This is a genomic window from Thermogemmatispora onikobensis (assembly GCF_001748285.1).
GTDB lineage: Bacteria > Chloroflexota > Ktedonobacteria > Ktedonobacterales > Ktedonobacteraceae > Thermogemmatispora > Thermogemmatispora onikobensis.
The window spans coordinates 1-20,100 of record NZ_BDGT01000068.1; the positions used below are offsets into that span (position 1 = coordinate 1).

Annotated in this window: 13 protein-coding genes and 1 pseudogene; 7 read left to right on the forward strand and 7 right to left on the reverse strand. The window is 62.5% G+C overall.

Annotation, left to right across the window (positions count from 1 at the left end; all coding sequences use genetic code 11):
- Nucleotides 1-23 precede the first annotated feature (23 nt).
- The 6 genes and pseudogenes from BGC09_RS20060 (at nucleotide 24) to BGC09_RS20080 (ending at nucleotide 9,728) form a co-directional block, all read left to right on the forward strand.
- Nucleotides 24-1,019 (forward strand): class I SAM-dependent methyltransferase, encoded by a 996-nt coding sequence (locus BGC09_RS20060; protein ID WP_069805994.1) that lies wholly within the window; start codon nucleotides 24-26, stop codon nucleotides 1,017-1,019.
- Nucleotides 1,009-2,313 carry a hypothetical protein gene (locus BGC09_RS20065; protein WP_069805995.1) on the forward strand — a complete coding sequence of 435 codons (1,305 nt, stop codon included), beginning with the start codon at nucleotides 1,009-1,011 and terminating at the stop codon, nucleotides 2,311-2,313. Before BGC09_RS20060 ends, BGC09_RS20065 begins: the two co-directional genes overlap by 11 nt.
- 53 nt (nucleotides 2,314-2,366) lie before the next feature.
- Nucleotides 2,367-5,270, forward strand: coding sequence for a tetratricopeptide repeat protein (locus BGC09_RS20070; protein WP_069805996.1), 2,904 nt, complete (start codon nucleotides 2,367-2,369; stop codon nucleotides 5,268-5,270).
- 410 nt (nucleotides 5,271-5,680) lie between these two features.
- Nucleotides 5,681-5,773 (forward strand): annotated as a pseudogene (locus BGC09_RS22360) (MerR family DNA-binding transcriptional regulator); the annotation flags it as partial.
- 33 nt (nucleotides 5,774-5,806) lie between these two features.
- Nucleotides 5,807-6,139 carry a hypothetical protein gene (locus BGC09_RS20075; protein WP_141727879.1) on the forward strand — a complete coding sequence of 111 codons (333 nt, stop codon included), beginning with the start codon at nucleotides 5,807-5,809 and terminating at the stop codon, nucleotides 6,137-6,139.
- Nucleotides 6,140-6,362: 223 nt separating this feature from the next.
- Entirely contained in the window at nucleotides 6,363-9,728 is a 3,366-nt protein-coding gene (locus BGC09_RS20080) for a type ISP restriction/modification enzyme (protein ID WP_069805997.1), read from the forward strand.
- A 546-nt stretch (nucleotides 9,729-10,274) separates the two neighbouring features.
- Here the strand turns inward: BGC09_RS20080 and BGC09_RS20085 are convergent.
- From BGC09_RS20085 to BGC09_RS22655, 3 genes are all read right to left on the reverse strand, one after another.
- Nucleotides 10,275-10,601, reverse strand: coding sequence for a hypothetical protein (locus BGC09_RS20085; RefSeq protein WP_052889468.1), 327 nt, complete (start codon nucleotides 10,599-10,601; stop codon nucleotides 10,275-10,277).
- Between the two features lie 405 nt (nucleotides 10,602-11,006).
- A complete protein-coding gene (locus tag BGC09_RS20090) occupies nucleotides 11,007-11,837 on the reverse strand; it encodes an alpha/beta fold hydrolase (RefSeq protein WP_069805998.1) in 831 nt (276 codons plus the stop codon).
- 854 nt (nucleotides 11,838-12,691) lie between these two features.
- Nucleotides 12,692-13,258: a hypothetical protein gene (locus BGC09_RS22655; protein WP_141727880.1), complete on the reverse strand. Its 567-nt coding sequence runs from the start codon at nucleotides 13,256-13,258 to the stop codon at nucleotides 12,692-12,694.
- An 18-nt stretch (nucleotides 13,259-13,276) separates the two neighbouring features.
- Between BGC09_RS22655 and BGC09_RS22660 the strand changes: the two genes are divergently transcribed.
- Entirely contained in the window at nucleotides 13,277-13,534 is a 258-nt protein-coding gene (locus tag BGC09_RS22660) for a hypothetical protein (RefSeq protein WP_141727881.1), read from the forward strand.
- Between the two features lie 324 nt (nucleotides 13,535-13,858).
- Here the strand turns inward: BGC09_RS22660 and BGC09_RS20100 are convergent, their stop codons facing one another.
- The 4 genes from BGC09_RS20100 to BGC09_RS20115 form a co-directional block, all read right to left on the reverse strand.
- On the reverse strand, nucleotides 13,859-14,731 hold the full coding sequence (locus BGC09_RS20100; RefSeq protein ID WP_176728988.1) for a response regulator transcription factor: 873 nt from the start codon (nucleotides 14,729-14,731) through the stop codon (nucleotides 13,859-13,861).
- 98 nt (nucleotides 14,732-14,829) lie between these two features.
- Entirely contained in the window at nucleotides 14,830-15,657 is an 828-nt protein-coding gene (locus BGC09_RS20105; protein WP_069806001.1) for an arsenate reductase/protein-tyrosine-phosphatase family protein, read from the reverse strand.
- 359 nt (nucleotides 15,658-16,016) lie between these two features.
- A complete protein-coding gene (locus BGC09_RS20110) occupies nucleotides 16,017-17,849 on the reverse strand; it encodes a universal stress protein (RefSeq protein ID WP_069806002.1) in 1,833 nt (610 codons plus the stop codon).
- A gap of 14 nt (nucleotides 17,850-17,863) precedes the next feature.
- Nucleotides 17,864-19,993, reverse strand: coding sequence for a proton-conducting transporter transmembrane domain-containing protein (locus BGC09_RS20115; protein WP_069806003.1), 2,130 nt, complete (start codon nucleotides 19,991-19,993; stop codon nucleotides 17,864-17,866).
- Nucleotides 19,994-20,100: the final 107 nt, after the last annotated feature.

The window sequence follows — 20,100 nt, forward strand, 5'->3', positions numbered from 1 at the left end:
TTTCGAACAGAAAGGAGACGCCGATGGAACCTCACGATGACTCATCTCGCCCGAATCCCGTTCGCCCACCTTCCGCCAAGACCACCTACATCCTCGATGCCGAGAACGTTGGGGAGCTGGCCCGCCTCATGCAGCAGGATCGTCTGCTCACCGAGGCGATGGGGGGCCTGTTGCCCGAGGAGGGGGTCAGCCTCCCTGAGACGGGCCGCGTCCTCGATCTGGCCTGTGGCCCCGGCGGGTGGGCCTTAGAGCTGGCCTTTCGCTTCCCCAAGGCGGAGATCATCGGCATCGACCTCAGCCCGGCGGTCGTCGAGTATGCCACCGCTCAGGCCCGCTCGCGGGGCCTGCAGAACGTCCACTTCCAGGTGATGGATGTCATGGAGCCGCTGGCCTTCGAGGACGGCTCCTTCGACCTGATCAACGGGCGGCTGCTGTGGGGCTTCATGCTGCCGGCGGCCTGGCCGCGGCTGCTCGCCGAGTGTCGCCGCCTGCTCCGGCCCGGGGGCATCCTGCGCCTGACCGAGATGGAGGAGCCGCTCTCCACCAGTCCGGCCTTTGAGCGTCTCATGGCCCTGGGCTGCCAGGCCCTCACGCAGGCGGGCCAGAGCCTGTCTCCCGACGGGCGGCATCTGGGCATCACCCCGGTGCTGCCGCGGCTGATGCGGCAGGCCGGCTTTCAGGACGTGCGCCTGCGGCCCACCCTCATCGAGTGGTCGATGGGGACCCCCAGACACTACCCGGTCTTCAAGGACTTTCTCATCGGGCTGGAGCTGGTCCTGCCCTTCCTGGAACGCCTGGGGCTGGCTCCTCGGGCGGAGCTGGAGCGCCTGTATCAGCAGGCGGTGGCCGAGATGCAGGCGGAGGACTTCTGTGCCCTGTGGTTCCTGCTGACCGTCTGGGGCCAGAAGCCGGGGCCGGTCCCCGAAGAGCCAGCAGTCAGAAGGGAGGCCCAGGCCGGAGCGGGAGCCAGCCCCAGGCCGGCGCCGCAAAGGGAGGAGGAGAGGACCCATGTCCGCTGAGGGCTGTGTCAACCGGCAGCAGGAGCTGCGCCAGCTCGAGGACGCCCTGCAGCTCCTGCGACAGGACCCGCGACAGGACCCGGCAGCGCAGCGGCTGCCGGTCATTACCCTCTGTGGCCTGGTCGGCATCGGCAAGACCACCCTGCTGCGGCAGGTCGAGCAGCGGGCCCAGGCACTGGGACTGCCGGTCCTCTGGCGGAACCTGCCGACCCCGGAGCCAGCAGGGGCCGGGGCCGGGGCGGCCATCCTGGCGCAGCTGCAGCCAGCGCTGGAGACCTGCCTGCACGAGCAGGGGCGGGCCGTGCTGCTGCTGGATGACGTCGATCCGGCGAACCCCTCGCAGCTGCAGCAGCTCTCTGCGCTGCTGCAGACGCCGGGAGGCCAGGCGCCCCTGCTCGTGATCGTGACGGCGGGCCGTCCCCTCTCCTGGAGCTGGGAGCGGGTGCTCCTTCCCCAGCCTCTCCAGGTCCTGGAGCTGGGTCCCCTCGACCCGGCCAGCAGCGCCCTCCTGCTCGAGCGCCACGCGCCGGCGCTCTCCCCCGAAGCGCGGGCCCTCGCCCTGACCTGGGCTGACGGCTATCCGCTGGCCCTGGTCGTGCTCGCCGACGCCCTGCGCGACGGGACGCTGGACCCGCGTCAGCCAGCAGCTCGGGCCCGGCTGCTGGAGCAGCTCACCGGGCGTGTCCTCCGACAGGGCGTCTTGGGCGCGCTGCCGCCGGAGGAGCGGCCTGTGGCCGAGACGCTGCTGCGCCTGCTCGCCGTGCCGCGCCGCTTCACCGCCATGCTGCTGCAGGACCTCATCGAGCAGTTCGCTCCTGCCTTGACCCAAGAGCACCCCTTTGCCTATTTCTTCCTGCCGCAGCGCCTCAGTGCCCGGACGTCGACCCTGCGCTGGCAGTTCGGGCACGCCGGCTACGTCGTGGTCGAGCCAGTGCGCCACCTGCTGCAGGTCCTCTGGCGCGAGCAGGACCCGGACCGCTGGCAGGACATCCAGCGCTGGCTCGCTGCCTTTTGGTCCCAGCGCGCCCGACAGGGGCGTGAGAGCGAGCGGGTGGGGGCCCTGCTGGAGTGGAGTCTCCAGCGGCTGCAGCTTGCGGCTCCTGCTGCCCGCGCCCAGGAAAGCCAGGCGCTGCTGGCCGAGCTGGCGGCCTGGCCCTGGCGCGACCCGGGGGAGCGGCAGCAGGCGCTGGCGCTCCTCGGGCAGGATCAGGAGCTGCTGACCACGCTGGGCGAGCAGGCCGCAGCCTGGCAGGCAGCGCTGCGGGCGTTGGCGTTGCAGCCTCCCCCATCCTGAGAGCGGCGCCCACCAGCACGACCCACCAGCATACAAGAAGGGAGGAATCCTGGATGGAACAGCAACAGGATCTGCCGTGGGGGCGGTGGTCGTGGCAGGCCCCCACGCCATTTCCCCGGCCCGGCACGCCCGAGCGCGTGCTGGCGTTCCTGCTGGAGGAGCTGAGCTGGGGCTGGCAGGCTCACCCCGCTTCCCCCAGAGCAGCCCGTCCCAGCCCCTGGATCGTCTGGCTCCATGACCAGGACCAGGAGGCGGAGGCGCCCGCCGCCACCGTCGCCGCCTCGGCAGCGGTCTCCCCTCCCACGGGGGGATGCGGCAAGAGTACCCTCCTCCGACAGGTGCTGGCCCTGCTCCGCCAGCAGCACCCCCGGCTGCCCATCGTGCGGCTGGATGGCCTGGACGCCGCGGCTCAGGAGCGCTTCCACTGGGCGCGGCAGGTGGTGGCCCAGCTGGAAGCGGCCTATCCCTGGTGGGCAGACCGCTTCCACACGGTCTGGGCGCAGCTGCAGGCGGAGGGGCGCCTGCCGCCGGTGGCAGCCGGCCGGCGACAGGTACTGGATCTGGACACCCGGACGCGACTGTGGGCGGCCCTGGCCCAGGATGTTGAGGCCCTGCGGCCTCGCCTGCCCGCAGAGGGCCCCACCCTGCTCGTGGTCGTGGATCACCTGGAACAGCTGCAGCCCAGTCCACAGGCCCTCGTGCTCGCGCCCGGGGAGCGCTTCCCGGAGCGCTTCGGGCTGCCCCGTGTCATCGCCCTGCTGGTCAGCCGCCAGCCCCCCGACTGGCAGCAGCCGCTCTGGAGGGGGCGGCAGTCCGAGATCATGACGGTCGTCTTGCCCCCCTGGTCTGCCGCGGAGATCCGTCAGTGGCTCGCTCAGGAGGGCGGGTCCCAGATCAGCGCAGCCGGGGCCACCGCGGCGCGACTCCGCGCGGCCAGTGAGCGCCTGCGCGAGCTGACCGGGGGGCATCCAGCTCTGGTACAGCTGGCCTGCGAGCAGCTCCTCCAGGGGGGCCTCTCCCTGGAGGAGCTGCAGCGCCTGGAGCCGGCGGCCTTTGCCAGCCGGCTGCTCGCCCAGGTGGCCGCGCTGGAGGAACCCCGCTCCTGGTGGCTGCTGGTCCTGGCCCACCTGCAGCCGACTGCAGTGCCCGTGCCTGCCTGGAGGCTGCTCAGTGTCCTCCAGCAGCTCCCGCCCTTCCCAGGGCAGGACCCACCCGGGACAGGGCAGCTGCTGGAGGCCCTGGCCAGCGTCCCAGGGGTGCGCCTGAGCCAGCACGGCGACGACGCCGCCGGACCCGACGCCGACGGCGAGCCGACCTGGATCGCGCTGCAGCCCGAGCTGCACCAGCTGCTCCGACAGGCGTGGGAGCAGCTGGACCCCGACGGGCGCTTCCGCCGTGCGCTCAGTCGGGCTGTGCTCAGTGTGCTCAGCGCCGCTGAACAGCAGGCCGAGCAGGCGCTCTCGGAAGCGGCCTGGCAGGCCAGCCGCCTGGAGCGGCTGCATCAGCAGCTCACGCTGGACCTGGAGGAGGGCCTGCGGCACTTTCAGCGGCTCTTTGGACCCGCCACGGTCGGCTGGCGCAGGAGCTTTGCCCGCACGCTGCTGGAGACGGTGCGCGACTATGAGCCGGTCTTGACGCCTGCCCAGCGCTGGCAGCTCCGGCTCTGGGAGGCCCAGCTGCTGCGCCTGGAGGAACAGCCAGCACTGGCGCAGCAGCTCCTGGAACGCTTGCAGCAGGAGGCGGACCCCTCCTGGCTGGCCAGCCAGGAGGAGGCCCTCTCCTATGAGTTCGCGCGCTGTGCCCTGCAGCAAAACCAGTTCCTGCAGACTATCAGGTATTACGAGCAGTGTCTGGAGCTGGCCCGGCGCCGCGGCGATGAGGAAGAAGCCAGCACGCTCCAGGGGCAGCTGGGCTATGTGTATCGCCGGCTGGGGCAGTGGGACGAGGCGCTGCGCTGCTATCGCGCCTCCCTGGTCTATCATCAGCAGCGGGGGAGTCGAGCCTGGGCTGCGAATATGCTCAATAGCATCGGCCAGGTCTATCGGCTCCAAGGGCGCCTTGAGGAGGCCCTCCGCTCTTGCCTGCTGGGCCTGCGGGTGCGAGAGGAGCTGTGGAGCCAGGGCAAGCTGGACGAACGGGCGGTGGGCCTCTCCCACAGCACGCTGGCGCTGATCTATCTGGAGAGTGAGGACCTGCTGCAGGCCGAGCGGCACTTTCGCCACGCCTTCGAGTGCTATGCCCTGGTCGGCGATCGCACAGGGCTGGCAGCCACCTCTAACCGCCTGGGGCAGGTGGCCCTGCGCAAAGGGCAGCTGGAGGAGGCCAATACCTGGTTCAAGCAGGCCGAGGCGCTGGTGACCGGCTTCGATGAGGAGGTCTTCATCACCAGCCAGTACTACCAGGGGCGGGTCGCGGCGGAGCGGGGGCGCTGGCAGGAGGCGGCGAGGCACTGGCAGTGTGCCTGTGAGCATGCGCGTCACGTGCACGATCGCTATCAGCTGGTGGCCAGCCTCTGCGACCTGGTGGAAGCGCTTTCCCACCTGGGACGACACGAGGAGGCGCAGGCCGCCTGGCAAGAGGCGCGCACGATCGCTGAGGAGGAGGGCTATGATCTGCTGCTGGGACGGGGCGAGGAAGTGCTGGGCGACCTGGCCTTGGCGGAGAAGCGTGTCGAGGAGGCCTTCCAGCAGTATGTGGACAGTTGTGCCTGGATGACTCACCATCATTTTCTGGAATATCACAAGGCGCAACGGCGCCTGGTAGAGCGGCTGCTCTCTCTCCCCCTGGAAAAGGTCCCTCCGACAGCACATCTGGTGAGTGAAAGCTGGCGTCAGCGCGGCCTGGCGGAGCAGTATCCGGAGCTGTCTCAGGCCTGTGAGGAGATTCTGAAGCTCCTGCCGGAGCTCCTGCCGGCCCCGCCCCGCTGGCAGGGGCACGGACAGGAAGGGGGTCCCTGAGACAGCGGGGCAGCGCGTCGCTGGGTCCGTCCCGCCCCGAGCGAGAGCCAGTCTCAGCCTCTCCCTGGCGGAGGACTCCGGGCAGGCCACGCTGCTGCCCTCCATCCAGCCTGCGCTTCCTGCAAGGAGGGTGGCTCAGTGCTGTTGCTGTCCAGGCGCGTCGCTGCGAGCATCGCGGCACCCGGCTGCCCACGCAGCGATGCTCGAAGGGCTTTCCAGGCCGTCGGAAGGCCAGAGTGGCTGACCTCATGACTGCATGGAAGCGGTCACTACTCCAACTACCTCAGAGTGTCACAGAAGCCGAGACAGAGGGATGTTTTCCCATCGGACACCACAGTCATGTGCTATCATGAGAGGTGAGAAGAAAACCAGTCCTGTTCAGCGAAAGGAGGAAGACGATGCACAAAGGCATGCGCATTGGGGAACTGGCGGCACGCTTCGGCCTCAATCCCAAAACGATCCGCTATTATGAAGAGGTCGGCTTGTTGCCGAGAGCAGACCGCAGTGAGTAATGAACTGCGAAGGGTGTGAGAACGTTGTCCAACGCTCCCTCACCCGATTACGAGATCCTTTCCCTAGAACAGGCGAAAGTGCTGGTAGAGTGCTTGGAGATCCACTACACGACGAAACATGCCAGTTGGCTTAATATTGCGGAGATTGAACTCTCGGTGTTAGCGCGGCAAGGACTGGCACACAACATCGCGACCATTGAGGAACTTTGTCGGCAGGTGCAGAGCTGGCAGGAGCACCGCAACCAGCGCGTTGGGACCGTGAACTGGCAATTCTGCACGGCAGATGCCCGCATCAAACTGAAGCGGCTGTATCCAGTGCAATCACCAGAGGCTCAGAAGGCCGGGCCCGTTGTGTGACACAGTGAGGTAGTTGGAGCGGTCACTCCTGATCGCCTGGGTGGGAGCATCGAGACGGCTTGACGGAGACGGCTCCAGATGCTATCGTAGAGGGGTACTGTCAGAATCAGCGACGCTGCCCGTCTGGGATTGCAAATGGGATTGCAAAAAAATGGGATTGGAAATCAGGGCTTGGTCGGAACGCCGCTCAAGCCCGATGAGGGATTGGAACGAGGAGGAACGGATGCCGGCGGACCCCTTGGGAGTGTATCGGAGCACCATTGCCCAGCTTGCTCAGACCGGAGTGGCGACGGAGCACACCTATCGCGCTGCACTGGCTCGCTTGCTCGAAGCGCTCGCCCCAGAGACCAGGGTGATCAACGAACCCCGTCGCATCGCCTGTGGGGCCCCTGATCTGGCTGTGACGACCACGCTGGGCGCCACTTCTCTGACCATTGGCTATGTGGAGACGAAAGACCTGGGGCTCGATCTGGAAGGCATCGAGCGCGATGCGACCCAGTCCCGGCCCCGGACCGAGAATGGACGTCAGCTCCAGCGCTACCTGCGGTCCCTGGAGAACCTGGTGCTGACGAACTATCTTGACTTTCGCTGGTATGTGGGAGGGTCCCTCCGCCTGCAGGCCCGGCTGGTGCCAGTGGACCAGCCGCGTCGCCTGGCTGTCCTTCCCCAGAGCCAGCAGGAGGTCCGCTCCCTGCTGGAGCGCTTTCTTTCCCATCGGGCTGCCCCGATCACGAACCCTGCCGAGCTGGCCCAGCGCATGGCGCGGCTGGCCCATCTGATCCGCGACGTGGTCGTGGAGGCCTTCCGGGGCAAGCAGGCCTCTCCATTGCTCCGGGACTTGTATCGTTCCTTCCGTGAGGTCCTGCTGCCTGATTTGACGGAGCCAGCCTTTGCGGACATGTTTGCCCAGACGCTGACCTATGGGCTCTTCGCCGCGCGGGCTCAGCACCAGGGGCCACAGCCCTTCCGCCGCACTGATGCGGCCCGAGAGATTCCACGCACGAATCCCTTTCTGCGCAAGCTTTTCAGCACGATTGCAGGCGTCGAATTGGATGACGAACCTTTCGTCGGCTTCGTGGATGAGCTGGCGGAGCTGCTGGCGCTCACCGATTTGGAGCAGGTGCTGGCCGACTTTGGCCGGCGCAGCCGGCGCGAAGATCCGATGGTGCACTTCTACGAAACGTTTTTGGCAGCGTACGATCCCCAGTTGCGAGAAGTGCGCGGCGTCTACTATACCCCCGATCCAGTGGTCTCCTACATCGTGCGCTCCGTCGATCGGCTGTTGCGCGAGCAGTTTGGGTGCGCGGAAGGATTAGCGGACGCCAGCCAGGTCCAGGTGACCCTGCACGATGAACAGGGCGAGCCGCGCAGCGAGACCGTACCACGGGTCTTGATCCTGGACCCGGCCTGTGGGACAGGCACCTTTCTCTATCACACCATCGCACTCATTCGAGAGCAGTATCGGCACGCGGGCAACGCGGGGCTGTGGTCCAGCTATGTGCGAGAGGCCCTGCTCCCGCGCCTGTTCGGGTTCGAACTGTTGATGGCGCCGTATGCCATGGCCCATCTGAAGCTGGGCATGCAACTCTCGGGGTTGGATCTGCCGCCGGAGGAACGGGCCACCTGGGCTTACGACTTCCGCTCGGAGGATCGTCTGCGCATCTACCTGACCAACACGCTGGAGGAGGCCCTCAAGCGGGCTGAGCTGACCTTCGGCCATTATATTTCGGAGGAAGCGAATCAGGCCGCGACGGTCAAGCGAGGCTACCCGGTCATGGTTGTCCTGGGCAATCCTCCCTATTCGGGCCACTCGGCGAACCAGGGGGCCTGGATCAGAGACCTGCTACATGGCAAGGAGCATGGCAGCGAGCATCGGAGTGCGAATTATTTCGAGGTGGATGGGCAGCCATTGCGGGAACGCAATCCGAAGTGGCTCAACGATGATTATGTGAAGTTTATCCGCTTCGGCCAGTGGCGCATCGAGCAGACTGGCTATGGGATTCTGGCATTCATCACGAACCACGGCTATCTGGATAATCCCACCTTCCGTGGCATGCGCCAGAGCCTGTTGAAGAGCTTTGACGAGATCTACCTGCTGAATCTGCACGGCAACAGCAAGAAGCGGGAGCGTGCTCCTGACGGCTCGCGCGATGAGAATGTCTTCGATATTCAGCAAGGGGTGGCCATCGGCATCTTTGTGAAGCGGCAGCGACCAGCAATTGGGGAACAGAAGCCGCCGGCGCGCGTCTTCTACGCAGATCTGTGGGGGCCGCGCGAGCTGTACGAGCAGCAGGGAGAGGAGCGCCGGCTGGTGGGAGGGAAGTACGCCTGGCTGGCGGAGCACGATGTGAAGACGACACAGTGGGAGGAGCTGTACCCTTGTTCGCCTTTCTATTTCTTTATCCCCCAAAAGAGCACACTGAGAGCAGAGTATGAACAGTGGCCACGGCTGCCTGAAATCATGCCAGTCAATGTCCTGGGGTTTCAGACCCATCGCGATCACTTTGCCATTGATTTTGACCGGGAACGGCTGCTGCAGCGGCTCGAAGAGCTTCGCCAGGGAGCCCTTTCTGACGAGGACTATGCAGCAAAATATGGCCTGAACCAGCGGTCTGAGTGGAATGTCAGCCTGGCTCGACAACGTCTGCGTCGCGAGCAGGATTGGCAGCGGTGGTTGCTTCCTTGCTTGTATCGACCGTTTGATCAGAGGTATTGCTATCTGGGAGAGGCTGTTACTGATCGTCCACGTAAAGAACTCTTGCAGCATATCGCAGGAAGAGAAAACCTGTGTCTAAATGTCACACGCCAGACCCGTGCCCCAAGCTGGCAGCATGTATTCATTACCAATCTCCCGACGCCTGCCCTTTTCATAGAGATCAAGGATGGCTCTACAGTCTTCCCTCTTTATCTATACCAACTGCCAGAAGGAAAGCGGTCGCTCTTTCACTTGGAAGAGACTGCAGTTCAGCGGTGTGAGGGGCCTCACGCGAATATAGCTCCCACCTATATTCAGCAAATGGAAAAGGCGCTCACAATGCAATCACGATCGCAAGGGAAAGGAGACCTCAGCCAGAGCTTTGGCCCAGAAGATCTTCTCCACTACCTGTACGCGATCCTCCACGCACCCAGCTATCGTGAGCGCTACGCTGAATTCCTCAAGAGCGATTTCCCGCGTGTGCCCCTCACCAGCAACCGCGAGCTCTTTGCCGCCCTCTGCCAGCTCGGAGAACGGCTGGTCGCCCTGCACCTGCTGCGCACCAGTGACCCGGCGCGTCGCCCCAGCTATCCCGTGGCCGGCTCCAACCGGGTCGAGCGGGTGGAGTTCGTTGCTGACCTCTCCTCGGGGCAGGGGCGGGTCTTCATCAACGCCACCCAATATTTCGCTGGGGTCCCAGAGGAGGTCTGGACCTTCGAAGTTGGCGGCTATCAGGTCTGCGCGAAGTGGCTCAAAGACCGCAAAGGGCGGGTGCTCACTTTCCAGGACATCGTGCAGTATCAGCAGATCGTGGCAGCGCTGGCGGAAACCATCCCGTTGATGGAGCAGATTGACGACGTCATCGACGAACACGGGGGCTGGCCACTCCACTAGCGGCTGGCCACGCAGGAAAACGACGCGCGGAGGAACCAACGCCCTCCCCAACAGGGCCGCAAGACGCTCCTCTGGTCGTTTCCCCAAGCGGAACAGACGCACTTCAGACGCCAGGCCGGCTCAGGCGTGATGCCTGAGGTTGGCGGCTATGGTCAGCTTTCCTGCTGCCGATACACTGGCCTAGGCTGCAAGACAACCGGCTCGTCACTGCAGCTCGTATCTGCATTGATCCTGTGCGGCTGTGTTGTGGGTCCACGGCAGAAACAGGCCAGAGACCTCCTGCGTTGCTGCTGTGGACCCACTGTCACCAGATCCCCTCCGTGCCAGAGCAATTTGCCTCAGAGGAGAGAGCGCTTGGCCCACGTCCTGGGACACGACTCCCTGGGACTCCCTGGCCCCTCACCAGCCAGCCAATCAGCCCCCCTCACGCCTGAAGTCACGGTGACTCAGAGATTCCCCCACGCAAGGGCACCCGAGGCCTGACTGAGCCTTCGTGTCACGATGCAGGCTGCTGCACACAGGAAGGGAGAAGGGAAGAGGAGCTGCTCATGCTTGCTCATTCGTTCGGGGCAGCAGGCGGAACAGGCCCCACTCAAGCGCGGCCCGTGCCGCTACCACCTGTTCGTGGATCAGCCGGCCCGAGAGCAGAGAGAGAAACTCATACGTTCTCTCCGAGAATCGCCGCCGACTATTGGCGGGGCGTTGCTCCCGCGGCTGAAAGAGCGCTTCCAGGAGAAGGAAATCCTCTTCACGCAGGGGCCAGTGAATAAGCGCTGCCAAACGCTGACACCTCTCGCGATCAAGCTCTAACTCCAATGGAGGAGTGAAACGCTCCAAGAAGTGTAAGACATCCTTATCGCATTCGACAGGCATGAGGAAATAACCCTTTCTGGTGTGAATAGATAGATAGAAATTGACTGACGTTAATCATTATAATCGGTACGTAAAACCTTGTCAAGTTTCTCAAAGAGGTAGAATAATTAGATATTGATAACAATCGTTAACAGTTGCTAACAATGGTGAGCGATGGATAAGAAGAGAGAGAAGGAAAGCATGACAGAGAGCTGCAGTGGTTTGCAGCGAGAGCAACCAGCGACTGGAAGCTTCTGGCAGGTGAATAGCCCAGCGTGCTGACCAACGAGGGAGGCCCGCTTGCGAGCAGACCCGACCTGGTGCAGGACCAGTCTGCCCGCAAGCGGCGGGATGGTTGCCACCCTGAGGAACTGACAGGCGTGAGCAGCTGGAGCGTGACCATCACGAGCTTGAGGAAGCGCTCACTTAGACCGGAAGCCGGATTGGTGTGGACGATGAGTGACAACAGTGCTGCCGAAGAAACACGGTGAGATCCCTATTAAAGCGCTCCGGTTCCTCGATGAACGGGGCATGCCCAGTGGGATAGAGCGAGAGGGTGACTGTGGCTCCCGCGTCCTCGAGCTGCCGGGCGATCTGATGAGCCAGCATCTGAGGGACCAGTCTGTCAGACTCGCCGTGGATGATGAGCGTTGGCAGCCGAAAGTGGTGCCAGGGAATACTCTCTCTTGCCTGGGCGGCTGGCAAGGGAGGAAGGAGGCTGGCCAGAGAAAGGCGCTGCTCGTCCACTGATTCGAGGAGCCTGGTCAGTGCCAGGCAGCTTCCGCCCAGATGTCGCTCAAACTCTCCGAATGCCGGTGGGTTCATCGTCAGCCCGGTGGTAAAGCGTACCAGCCACTGGGCAGTCAACGGCTCAGACAGGTCGAAGGGCGCGGGAGCATCTGTTCCTGTTCCTGTGAATACCTCAGCGAGGCGTTCAAGGAAGAGAGGTGTGCCCACGAACACCAGGCCAGCAATTGTTGGCCTGCGAGGCGATTGGCGGAGCAGCTCACCGACCAGCACCCCTCCCAGCGACCAGCCGACGAGGACCACCGGGAGATGGGCCGAGAAGGGCGAAGCCGCCAGGACGGTAGCGAGCTCCGCTGTCCAGCAACCCAGGCTCTCCGTCCAGCCGCCCTGGAGCGACCAGGAAGGGTCCCACGTCAGCACGTTCCATCCGGCCTCGGTCAGTGGGAGGATCTGCTTGCGCCAGCAGTAAGCGGGCTGGAGGAAGCCCGGCACAAGGAGCACGGTTCCCACGGCAGGGGAGTGCCTTGCAGGGGCGTAGTAGACGGAAAGCTGCATTCCTGGACGGTCAGGGAGAGTGAGCAGACATCGGGAAAGCGCGTCGAAAGACGGCTGCCCTTCCGACAAGAGAGGCTGTGTTTGGAACGTCTCAGGAATCATGGTTCCTCCTATGATCAAGAAGCTTGGTGAGCAAGCAAGGCTCCAGACTCCCAGATGTGTCTGGTGCCCCGCCGCTCATCGTTGTGCTGCCGGCAAGGGAGCCTGCCTTCAGAAGGCAGTGTTCACAGAAAGATGCCAATAGGTCCAGCAGGGATGCTGATGGCGAGAGGATACGGGAAGGCCAGCAAGGAAGACAAGGAAGAGAAGACTGCACAGAAGATCAAGGCACTCAGAAGAGACGCCTGTTCACGATGGTGCTGACGACCAGAAGCCGTGACTGACCCGCTCTCGTTTGTCTCGCCCCTCCGTTCTGCAACGAGCCGACGTGGGAGGCTCCCTGGCCGTACCGTGTCAGGAACGCAAGACTGCCGCGCGCACCCGAGAGGCGAGCTGTACCTCCGGTACAGCGCATGTCGGCAGAGACGTGATCAGCCCTGCGCTGCCCAGGTCGCCACAGGTGCGAGGTACCGCCCTGTCTACCTTCACGGGTGATCTTCCCGAACTTGCATTTTAGTGCGAAAGATTCTCTATTTGTTAGAGTAGATAACTCCATTCTCTATTGGGAAGTAGAGAGGGGAGGAAGTATGCTCATCAATCCAGAGGCAGTCGAGAAACTGCGAGACGTCACCACAATGAGGGGATACCCAGGAACCACTCACCGTCAAAGAAATGAGGCGATTCGGAGCTTCCTTGCTGAGGCAGGGCACTTACTGGATCGACAAGCTGAGTCCACAGTCAAACATGCGGTTGAGCGCTATGGTGCTGGAGAACTTTCCTATGAGGACTATCAGGCGCTCATTGAGCAGGTGGGCAGGGAAGAGGCGAAGCGAGGGGCGGCCCTCGCAGAGACCTTCGCCCGCAATCGCGTGTTTGAGCTGGCGCAACGCTTCCTGGACCAGGCGCAGGAGCACGCGCGCCAGCTCCAACTTCTCGAAGCCAGAAAGCAGCTGGAACAGGAGCAGCAGAAGACGGAGCGCCTGTTGCGTGACTTGATGCAGCAGCACACCGACGAGTTGCAGCGCTTTGCTCAGCAGATCAAGGAGGACCTGACCAGCACTCATGAGGCGGCCAGAAACGATGTGCTCAGCACGCACCAAACGCTCCTCGAACAGACTCGGCAACAAGTGGATCGGATCATCCTCCAGTACTTGCAAGAGGAAAGGGAGCGACAGCAGCGGGAAATCCGGGAGCAAGAAGAGCAGCGACCGGCGAGAGAGGCTGTGCGAACGGCGATCGAGTGGGTGAGGCTCCAGGAAAAACGATTCAGCCGTCATCAGTGGCGCCTCCGGGGAATGGTTGGGCTAGGCCTGGGGATCTTTCTCGTGTTCCTGGTCTGGCTGTTCTTTACTCCCCCGCTCTGGATTGAGATCAGTACTTCCCTCATCGCTGTGGCCCTGCTGGTGAGTGCTGCGCTCTGGAAGAATCCGGTTCCCGAGGAGAGGCTAGCCGCCGCCAGGCGGGAGATCGCTCTCTATCAGGCCAGAAGCGGCGAGTATGCCCCGCTCTCAGAAGAGGAGCGGCGGGCCTTGCTGCTGCAGCGCATTGCCTGACCGACCGCCTGCGGTTGTGCACGCATCTCGAAGGAGGGTGGGACCGGACGTCTGGCGGGACTGCTGCTGCCGCGAACAGCCTGCAAGGCATCAGGGAAGGGATCAGCAGCGCGGTCGAAGGGACGTGGCCATGCTCTCCACCTGCTCAGGAGAGGAACGTACGGGTGCTTCCTCTTCCTGAGCAGGGTCCCCGGTGTCATAGGCTGCGCCTTTCCAGTGATCACACGCACACGCGATACAGGTTGCTCCGGCTCCCTCTTCCTGTCGCATTGGATTCCTCTGCCCTGTACCCATGCTCCTCTGCTCCGCGTGGTCTTGCCGTGATCAGGCTCGTGACTGGCTTGGCTGTACAGGAAGATCGTCTTCCGCTCCTTCCTCTCTCAGGAAACGATAGCCAATGCCGCGCACCGTCTGGATATAGAGAGGATGGGACGGATCGGGTTCAAGTCTGGTACGGAGCCGATAGAGCGCCGCATCGACAAGACGCTCTTCCGCCGCCGTTTGTTTGCCCCAGAGGGCCAGAGCGATCTCGCTGCGCTGAAGCACACGGCCGCGTCTCCTGATCAGGTAGACTAACAGGTCGAACAGCAGGGTTGACAGCTGGATCTCTTGCCCACTGCGAAAGACCCGTCGCCCGGTGAGATCGACCTGCAGATCAGCAATGGTGAGCACTCGCGACAGACGCTGCCGCGGCAAGACCACCAGTGACGGGCAACAGGCCTGACAGCGCCGGAAGAGCGCTTTGAGCTGAGCGCGGACCAGTGGCCACCAGAGCGGAGCCGCCAGGTAGCCATCTGCCCCTACCTCCAAAGCGACCACGGCATCCATGCTGTCATACTGCTTGCCAATCAAGAGGATGGGGATCGCCTGCGTGGCTTCCCGGCTTCGCAGCAGGCGACAGAGGTCCAGACCATCTCTCCCGCTCAGCGTCAGTTCTGCCATGACACCCAGCAAGGGCCGCTGCTGACCAGCCCGCCAGGCCTCTTCTCCATTGTTGACCACCAGCAGAGGATAGCGCTCCGCATGTAGATGTTCCACGAGCAGGTCACGCAGCTGGGGATCACTCACCGCCAGGAGCAGACGCGGTTGCTCCTCATCTGGCGCGCCTTCATCTCGCTCTCGTGGCCAGGGAGCTTCGGCAGAAGTCGTCCAGGAAACAGGCTCCATCTTGAGAGATGATCGAGGTCGCTGGTCCATCGCTCTTCTCCCTCCAGAACAGCGCCAGTGTTGCGCCGGCAGCTCACAGCCAGAACCGCTCCTGCGCTCGCCTCGCATCAGCTAAATCAATCAGCCAGTCAGGGTCTAACCCGACCTGGCTGCTGCTCCTGCGCAGCAACCAGGTGTAGAAAGGCTTGCACGCGTTGCCGGAGCTCCTGCGCCACCGTGAGAAACAGCGCCAGCCTCTCTTCCTCACTGCCCTCCGCTTCAAGTGGATCAGGAATACTCCAATGCAGCATCTGAGTAGGAGCAGCAAAGACAGGACAACGTTCCCGCATGCGATCACAGACCGTGATCACGTAAGCAAACGGCTGCCCTGCTGCCTCCGTCAGAGCTTCTGCCAGCGAACGACTGCGTTGGTGACTGATATCCAGGCCCAGAAGCGCGCCAGCACGTATGGCCAGCGGATGCACCGCTTGGGGCTGATTGCCAGCGCTCACAGGTCGGATTCGTCCCTGGCTCAACTGACGAAGCCAGCCTTCAGCAAGCTGAGAACGGGCACTATTGTGTGTGCAGAGCACAAGGACGTTCAAGGGGCTGGCTGGCTGCAGGCCAGTGCTGTTGGCAGCCAGCCCCTTGCCGACAGCAGCCGTCTCGGTCCCCCCGCGTAAGAGCGGATGCAGATACCCTCCTGCACGCCAGTAGGCCTGGCAGAGCTGCTCCAGATTGACGCTATAGTAGCGGACCCGCTCATCTGCGCTACTGGCTCGTTCCCTGACCAATCCGTGATGGATCAACTGCTGAAGATGATACGAGACGAGGTTTTGCGGCAGGTCTAGCAACCTGGCCAGCTCTTTGCCGCGATGATCACTGCGCGCCAGCAGCCAGAGGAGGCGCCAGCGTACGTCGTGTGCGAGCAGTCTTAAGAGCTCCGGCGGCGCTTCGATGCTCAGGGCCGACTGCATCTCTGTTTCTCCTCGGTCGTTGATAGTTCAAATAAATTTGATTCAATTTTATCTGATCTTTCATCGGAAAGCAAGGGAGTACCCGCCAGGCTGCGCTGGCTCTCTCTGGTTCCCTCAAACCAGAGCGGTTCGGGGGCAACAGGGGGAAGGTGCAGGCAGACAGGCAGGCAGACAGGCAGACAGACAGACAGTCAGTCAGTCAGTCGGTCAGTCAGTTAGTCAGTCAGTCAGTTAGTCAGTCAAACTGGCAGCAAGCGGTTCAGGCAAGCCGGAGTCCTCTTCCCCCGGAAAGTGTTGCATTGAGGCATGACGAGACGAGGCGAGTCGAGTCGAAAGGGGATGAAGGGCAATCCCCTCTGTCAATCTGCCTCTCCTTTCCAGGCGATGAGCGTCTGGAGCAGCTGCTGCCGATCTACCAGCCCCAAAGGCGCTCCCTGCTCATCAACAACCACCAGGCGTTTGATCCGGTGTGCTACCAGCAGTCGCACAGCCTCCGTCACCCTGGTAGCAGGCGTCACGCTGAAAAGTCGAGGGCGCATCACCTGACGAGCAAGCAGACTTTTCGAGCGGCCCTGAAGTGCCTCTTCCGGGAAGGCAAGACCAAAGCGCTGGGCAAGAGCCAGGAGCGGATTACGCCGGGCGGGCAGTCGCTGGGCTGCGAGCACATCGCTGTCGCCAATCACCCCAATCGCGCGGCCAGCCTCATCAACGACGATGATGCGGCGTAAGGGCGTTTCTTGGATACGGCGAAGCAGCTCGAAGAAAGGCGTATCCGCTGTCACCGCTGGTACCGGAGTGACGGGCGCTTCGCCGACCGTCTGCAGTCTCTTCTTCTGAAGAGGACGCTCAGGACGGGCAGAAACAGCGGCTTCATCTGTCAAATGATCGGCATAGTACCGTAGGATCGTCTCTTGATCCAGCATCCCCACCAGTCGGCCCTGGGCATCGACGATTGGGGCGCGTGTGATCTGGTGGGCTGTTAACCAACGAGCGGCGATCTCAATCGGAGTGTCTTCTCTCAGGACCAGAGGCTCCCGCATCACTTCGCGGGCCACCCGATTCGCAGTCAACAGCTGCTGGAGCGCGGCGGCTAGCTGTGGCCCATCGCTAATCTGCCGCCAGTCAAGCTGCTGGAGCAATCCGGTTTGGTCGAGCAGGGAGCCAAGCGTAATCACACCTCGCACCCGCTGGGTTGGATCAACAACGACCAGCAGCTTGCTTTGCTGCTCCAGGAGATGATGAGCAATCTCTCGCAGCGATGTCTCCTCAGTGACTGTGGTCGCCTGTGTCATAATATGCTGCACTTGCCGCTGTAGTATGAGTGGGCGAACCAGCATCGCTGCGCAGGATGCTTCATTGGCCACGCGGCGAGCCGTTCCGCCGCTCGTGGTACTCCAGGGGTGTTCCTGCCCTGTGGCACCGACAATGAGCAGATCGATCCTCAGCGCTCTGGCAAGATCCACCAGCACACTGCTGGCATGGCCACGACGAGCAAGGCTGTCAATAGCGACCCCGGCCAGGTGGGCCTCAGCCTCGGCCAGTGCCTGAAGAGAGGTGATGTAAGCTTCCCAATCCCAGTGCAGCCTTTCGGCAGGTGCCTCTCCCAACGCCTTCGTTGGAGGCCTCATCGGCCCTTCAATCACTGAGGCAATATGGAGCGAGGCAGCAAGCCCTTTGGCTAATTGAAGGCCGATGCGAAACGCCTGCCAGCTCAGTGCAGAGCCGTCCAATCCAATCAGGATCTGGTGGAAAAGTGGTGGCTGTGGTTTCGCCCGTATAATCAGCACACTACATGGCGTTTGACTCACAATCTTGTCTGCGGTACTGCCCAGGGCCTCGCCCCAGACGCTCGAATGCCCCTGCGCACCCAGGACCAGCAGATCACAGCGCTCGGCCTCAAGGTAAGCCAGAATCGCCTGACCTTCGTGGCCACTTGTGATCACCGTCCGCACAGCGAGGCCACGGCGTGTGGCTTGGCGACGCAGCGTCGCGTGAATCTGCTGATAATAGGCCTGCGCTGCCAGGTGCTCCTGGGTCCTCTCTTCTTGAGTTGAAACATAGTGGGGAGGAGTCTCCTCGACCGACAGGATATGCAACTCTGCCTGCGACAGCCTTCCCAGTTCAATTGCTGCCTCTGCAGCCCACAAAGAAGTTTCCGAGCCGTCGACTGCTGCAAGAATACGTTGAAACATCGCTTCTCTCCCTCTCAGAGAGCCCGCAGAATGAGGATCAGCAAGACGATCAAGAAGATGTAGGCTACGTACTGGTTAATATTCCCTGACTGGATGACCTGAGCATGGCGTGTCAGCCAACGCAGAGCCTGCCATCCTGGCCGGTAGAGCACACGTTCAAATGGCCCAGGGATCTCCTGCTCATAGATCATTTGCCCCTGACGATGCCGGGCTGCCGCGGCCTGCAGCGCATATCTCACTCGTGAGCGATAGAGGCTATTGAAAATGATGCGGATGGGATTACTGAAAGCCAGGTCGGTATAGGTCATAGCAGCGGTAAAGTGCGCAATGCCTCCGGCCCAGACGGGTCCTTTGCGGCTCCTGCCGAGCGGACGCAGGAGCCGCAAGCCGAGAGCGAGTAGCCCCACAAAGAGCAGCTCCGCCAGGAAAAGATAGCTGGGGGAATCGATCGTTGCAAACGCAGGAGCAGCAATGACCACCAGCCCATTGACCGGGAGCAGTCCCCGAAACAAACCTCCCCCGATCGTCACCAGTAACTGGTAGGTCCCTGGATGATCACTAAAGAGCGGAGGCACTACCTCATTGAGCACGCTTCTCCCCATCAGAGCCATCGTGATGTGATCGAGCATGGGAATGACCAGAGGAGGCAGTACTCCCAGCACCAGACAACCGACAGCCAGAAGAGCCATTGCAGCCCGCATGCTGCGAGCAACTTCGTGAGCCTCTGCTGCTTCCTTACTGCGGGGTAGCGCCAGAAAGGTCATACCGCAAGCCCGGACGAAGGTAGTCACAGCAATCCCTGCCGCCAGTGCCAGCATCCCCCCAGCGATCGCAATGAGCACCTTCGCCAGAATACTGGGGATGACAAAGCTTTGCAGGAGCGTCTCCAGAACCATCCACTCACTGATGTAGCCATTCAAAGGGGGCACTGCCGCGATGGAGAGAGAAGCCAGGATGAAAAAGAACGCTGTCCAGGGCATCAGGCGAATAAGGCCACCCAGCCTGGCCAGGCTCCGCGTTCCAGTTGCTTGCTGAACTGCCCCCGCTCCCAGGAACAGGAGTCCTTTATAGAGTGCGTGATTCAGGAGGTGATACAGTGCAGCGATCGCCGCAATGGCTGCCAGGGCGGTCAGGTGATAGGCCTGGAAGGTCAGTGCGGCCCCCAGACCTGCCACGATCAAGCCAATATTCTCAATGCTGGAATAAGCGAGCAGACGCTTCAAATCAGGCTGAACCACGGCGTAGAGGATGCCGATCAGGGCAGTCAAGGCACCAAGCCCCAATGTCAGCAATCCCCACCAGGGCGGCAGACTGGCGCCGCCGCCCCCGAGGAAATCCAGGGAAAAGCGCAGCAAACCGTAGATTCCTAGCTTGGTAATGACCCCTGAAAGGAGAGCCGAGATATGATCAGGGGCCTCCGCATAAGCCTCTGGTAACCAGAGCTGCAAGGGCAACAGACCTGCCTTGGCGCCGAACCCAAAGAGCGCGAGCAAAAAGACTCCACTACGCAGGATGGGTGAAAGAGTCAGCGCCGCAGCCTGCAACAGGCGAAAATCAAAGCTACCAGCCGCCTGGTACAGGAGCAGGAACCCGCCCGTGATGCCGATTGTCCCCAGCTCACTCACGGCCAACATGAGATATGCTGAGCGGATCACCTGCCGTTTCTCATAATCCAGGTGAACTGTGACGTAACTCAGGAAGGCCATCGCCTCCCAGGCCATCAAGAACACAATAGCGTCAGACGCAGCAATGATTACAACAACTGAAAGCAGTAAAAGATTGAAAAGCGAACCGAAGAGGATGACCCGACGTCCCTTGCGCTGGGCCAAAGAACCTCCCGAGTAGAGTGCCACCGGCAGAGAGACCAGCCCCACGATGAGAAGAAAGAAGGCAGAGAGTGGGTCAAGGCGCATGCTCAGAGCGCCAAAGGGCAGGTTGGTGCTCAGGCTCCCCGCGGGGGCCGGAGCCCCCAGGAGGACACCTATTCCTGCAATCAAGGCCGCCAGGGCCGCCAGGCCAGCACAGGCCGCAGCCACCAGCGTTGCGACTCGCTCGCGGCGGAGGAGCAAAGGGAGAATACACCCCAGGCCATACCAGACTGGGAGCGTCCAGAAAGCACCTGCTGGTAGCAGATTCCAGGCCATTATGCGTGCTCCTTTGGAAGCAACAGGGACGGTGGACGACGACGAACTACCTGGACAACATGCCCATGTAGACGTTGCTCGGTTTTTTCGAGTGATAGCAGCAGACC

Coding starts and splice junctions, on each gene's coding strand:
- BGC09_RS20110 (WP_069806002.1), bottom strand. CDS start 17,849: ATGTTTCAACGTATTCTTGCAGCAGTCGACGGCTCGGAAACTTCTTTG.
- BGC09_RS20085 (WP_052889468.1), bottom strand. CDS start 10,601: ATGCCTGTCGAATGCGATAAGGATGTCTTACACTTCTTGGAGCGTTTC.
- BGC09_RS20060 (WP_069805994.1), top strand. CDS start 24: ATGGAACCTCACGATGACTCATCTCGCCCGAATCCCGTTCGCCCACCT.
- BGC09_RS22655 (WP_141727880.1), bottom strand. CDS start 13,258: ATGACGGCTGAATCGTTTTTCCTGGAGCCTCACCCACTCGATCGCCGT.
- BGC09_RS22660 (WP_141727881.1), top strand. CDS start 13,277: ATGGTTGGGCTAGGCCTGGGGATCTTTCTCGTGTTCCTGGTCTGGCTG.
- BGC09_RS20115 (WP_069806003.1), bottom strand. CDS start 19,993: ATGGCCTGGAATCTGCTACCAGCAGGTGCTTTCTGGACGCTCCCAGTC.
- BGC09_RS20105 (WP_069806001.1), bottom strand. CDS start 15,657: ATGCAGTCGGCCCTGAGCATCGAAGCGCCGCCGGAGCTCTTAAGACTG.
- BGC09_RS20070 (WP_069805996.1), top strand. CDS start 2,367: ATGGAACAGCAACAGGATCTGCCGTGGGGGCGGTGGTCGTGGCAGGCC.
- BGC09_RS20065 (WP_069805995.1), top strand. CDS start 1,009: ATGTCCGCTGAGGGCTGTGTCAACCGGCAGCAGGAGCTGCGCCAGCTC.
- BGC09_RS20100 (WP_176728988.1), bottom strand. CDS start 14,731: ATGGACCAGCGACCTCGATCATCTCTCAAGATGGAGCCTGTTTCCTGG.
- BGC09_RS20080 (WP_069805997.1), top strand. CDS start 6,363: ATGCCGGCGGACCCCTTGGGAGTGTATCGGAGCACCATTGCCCAGCTT.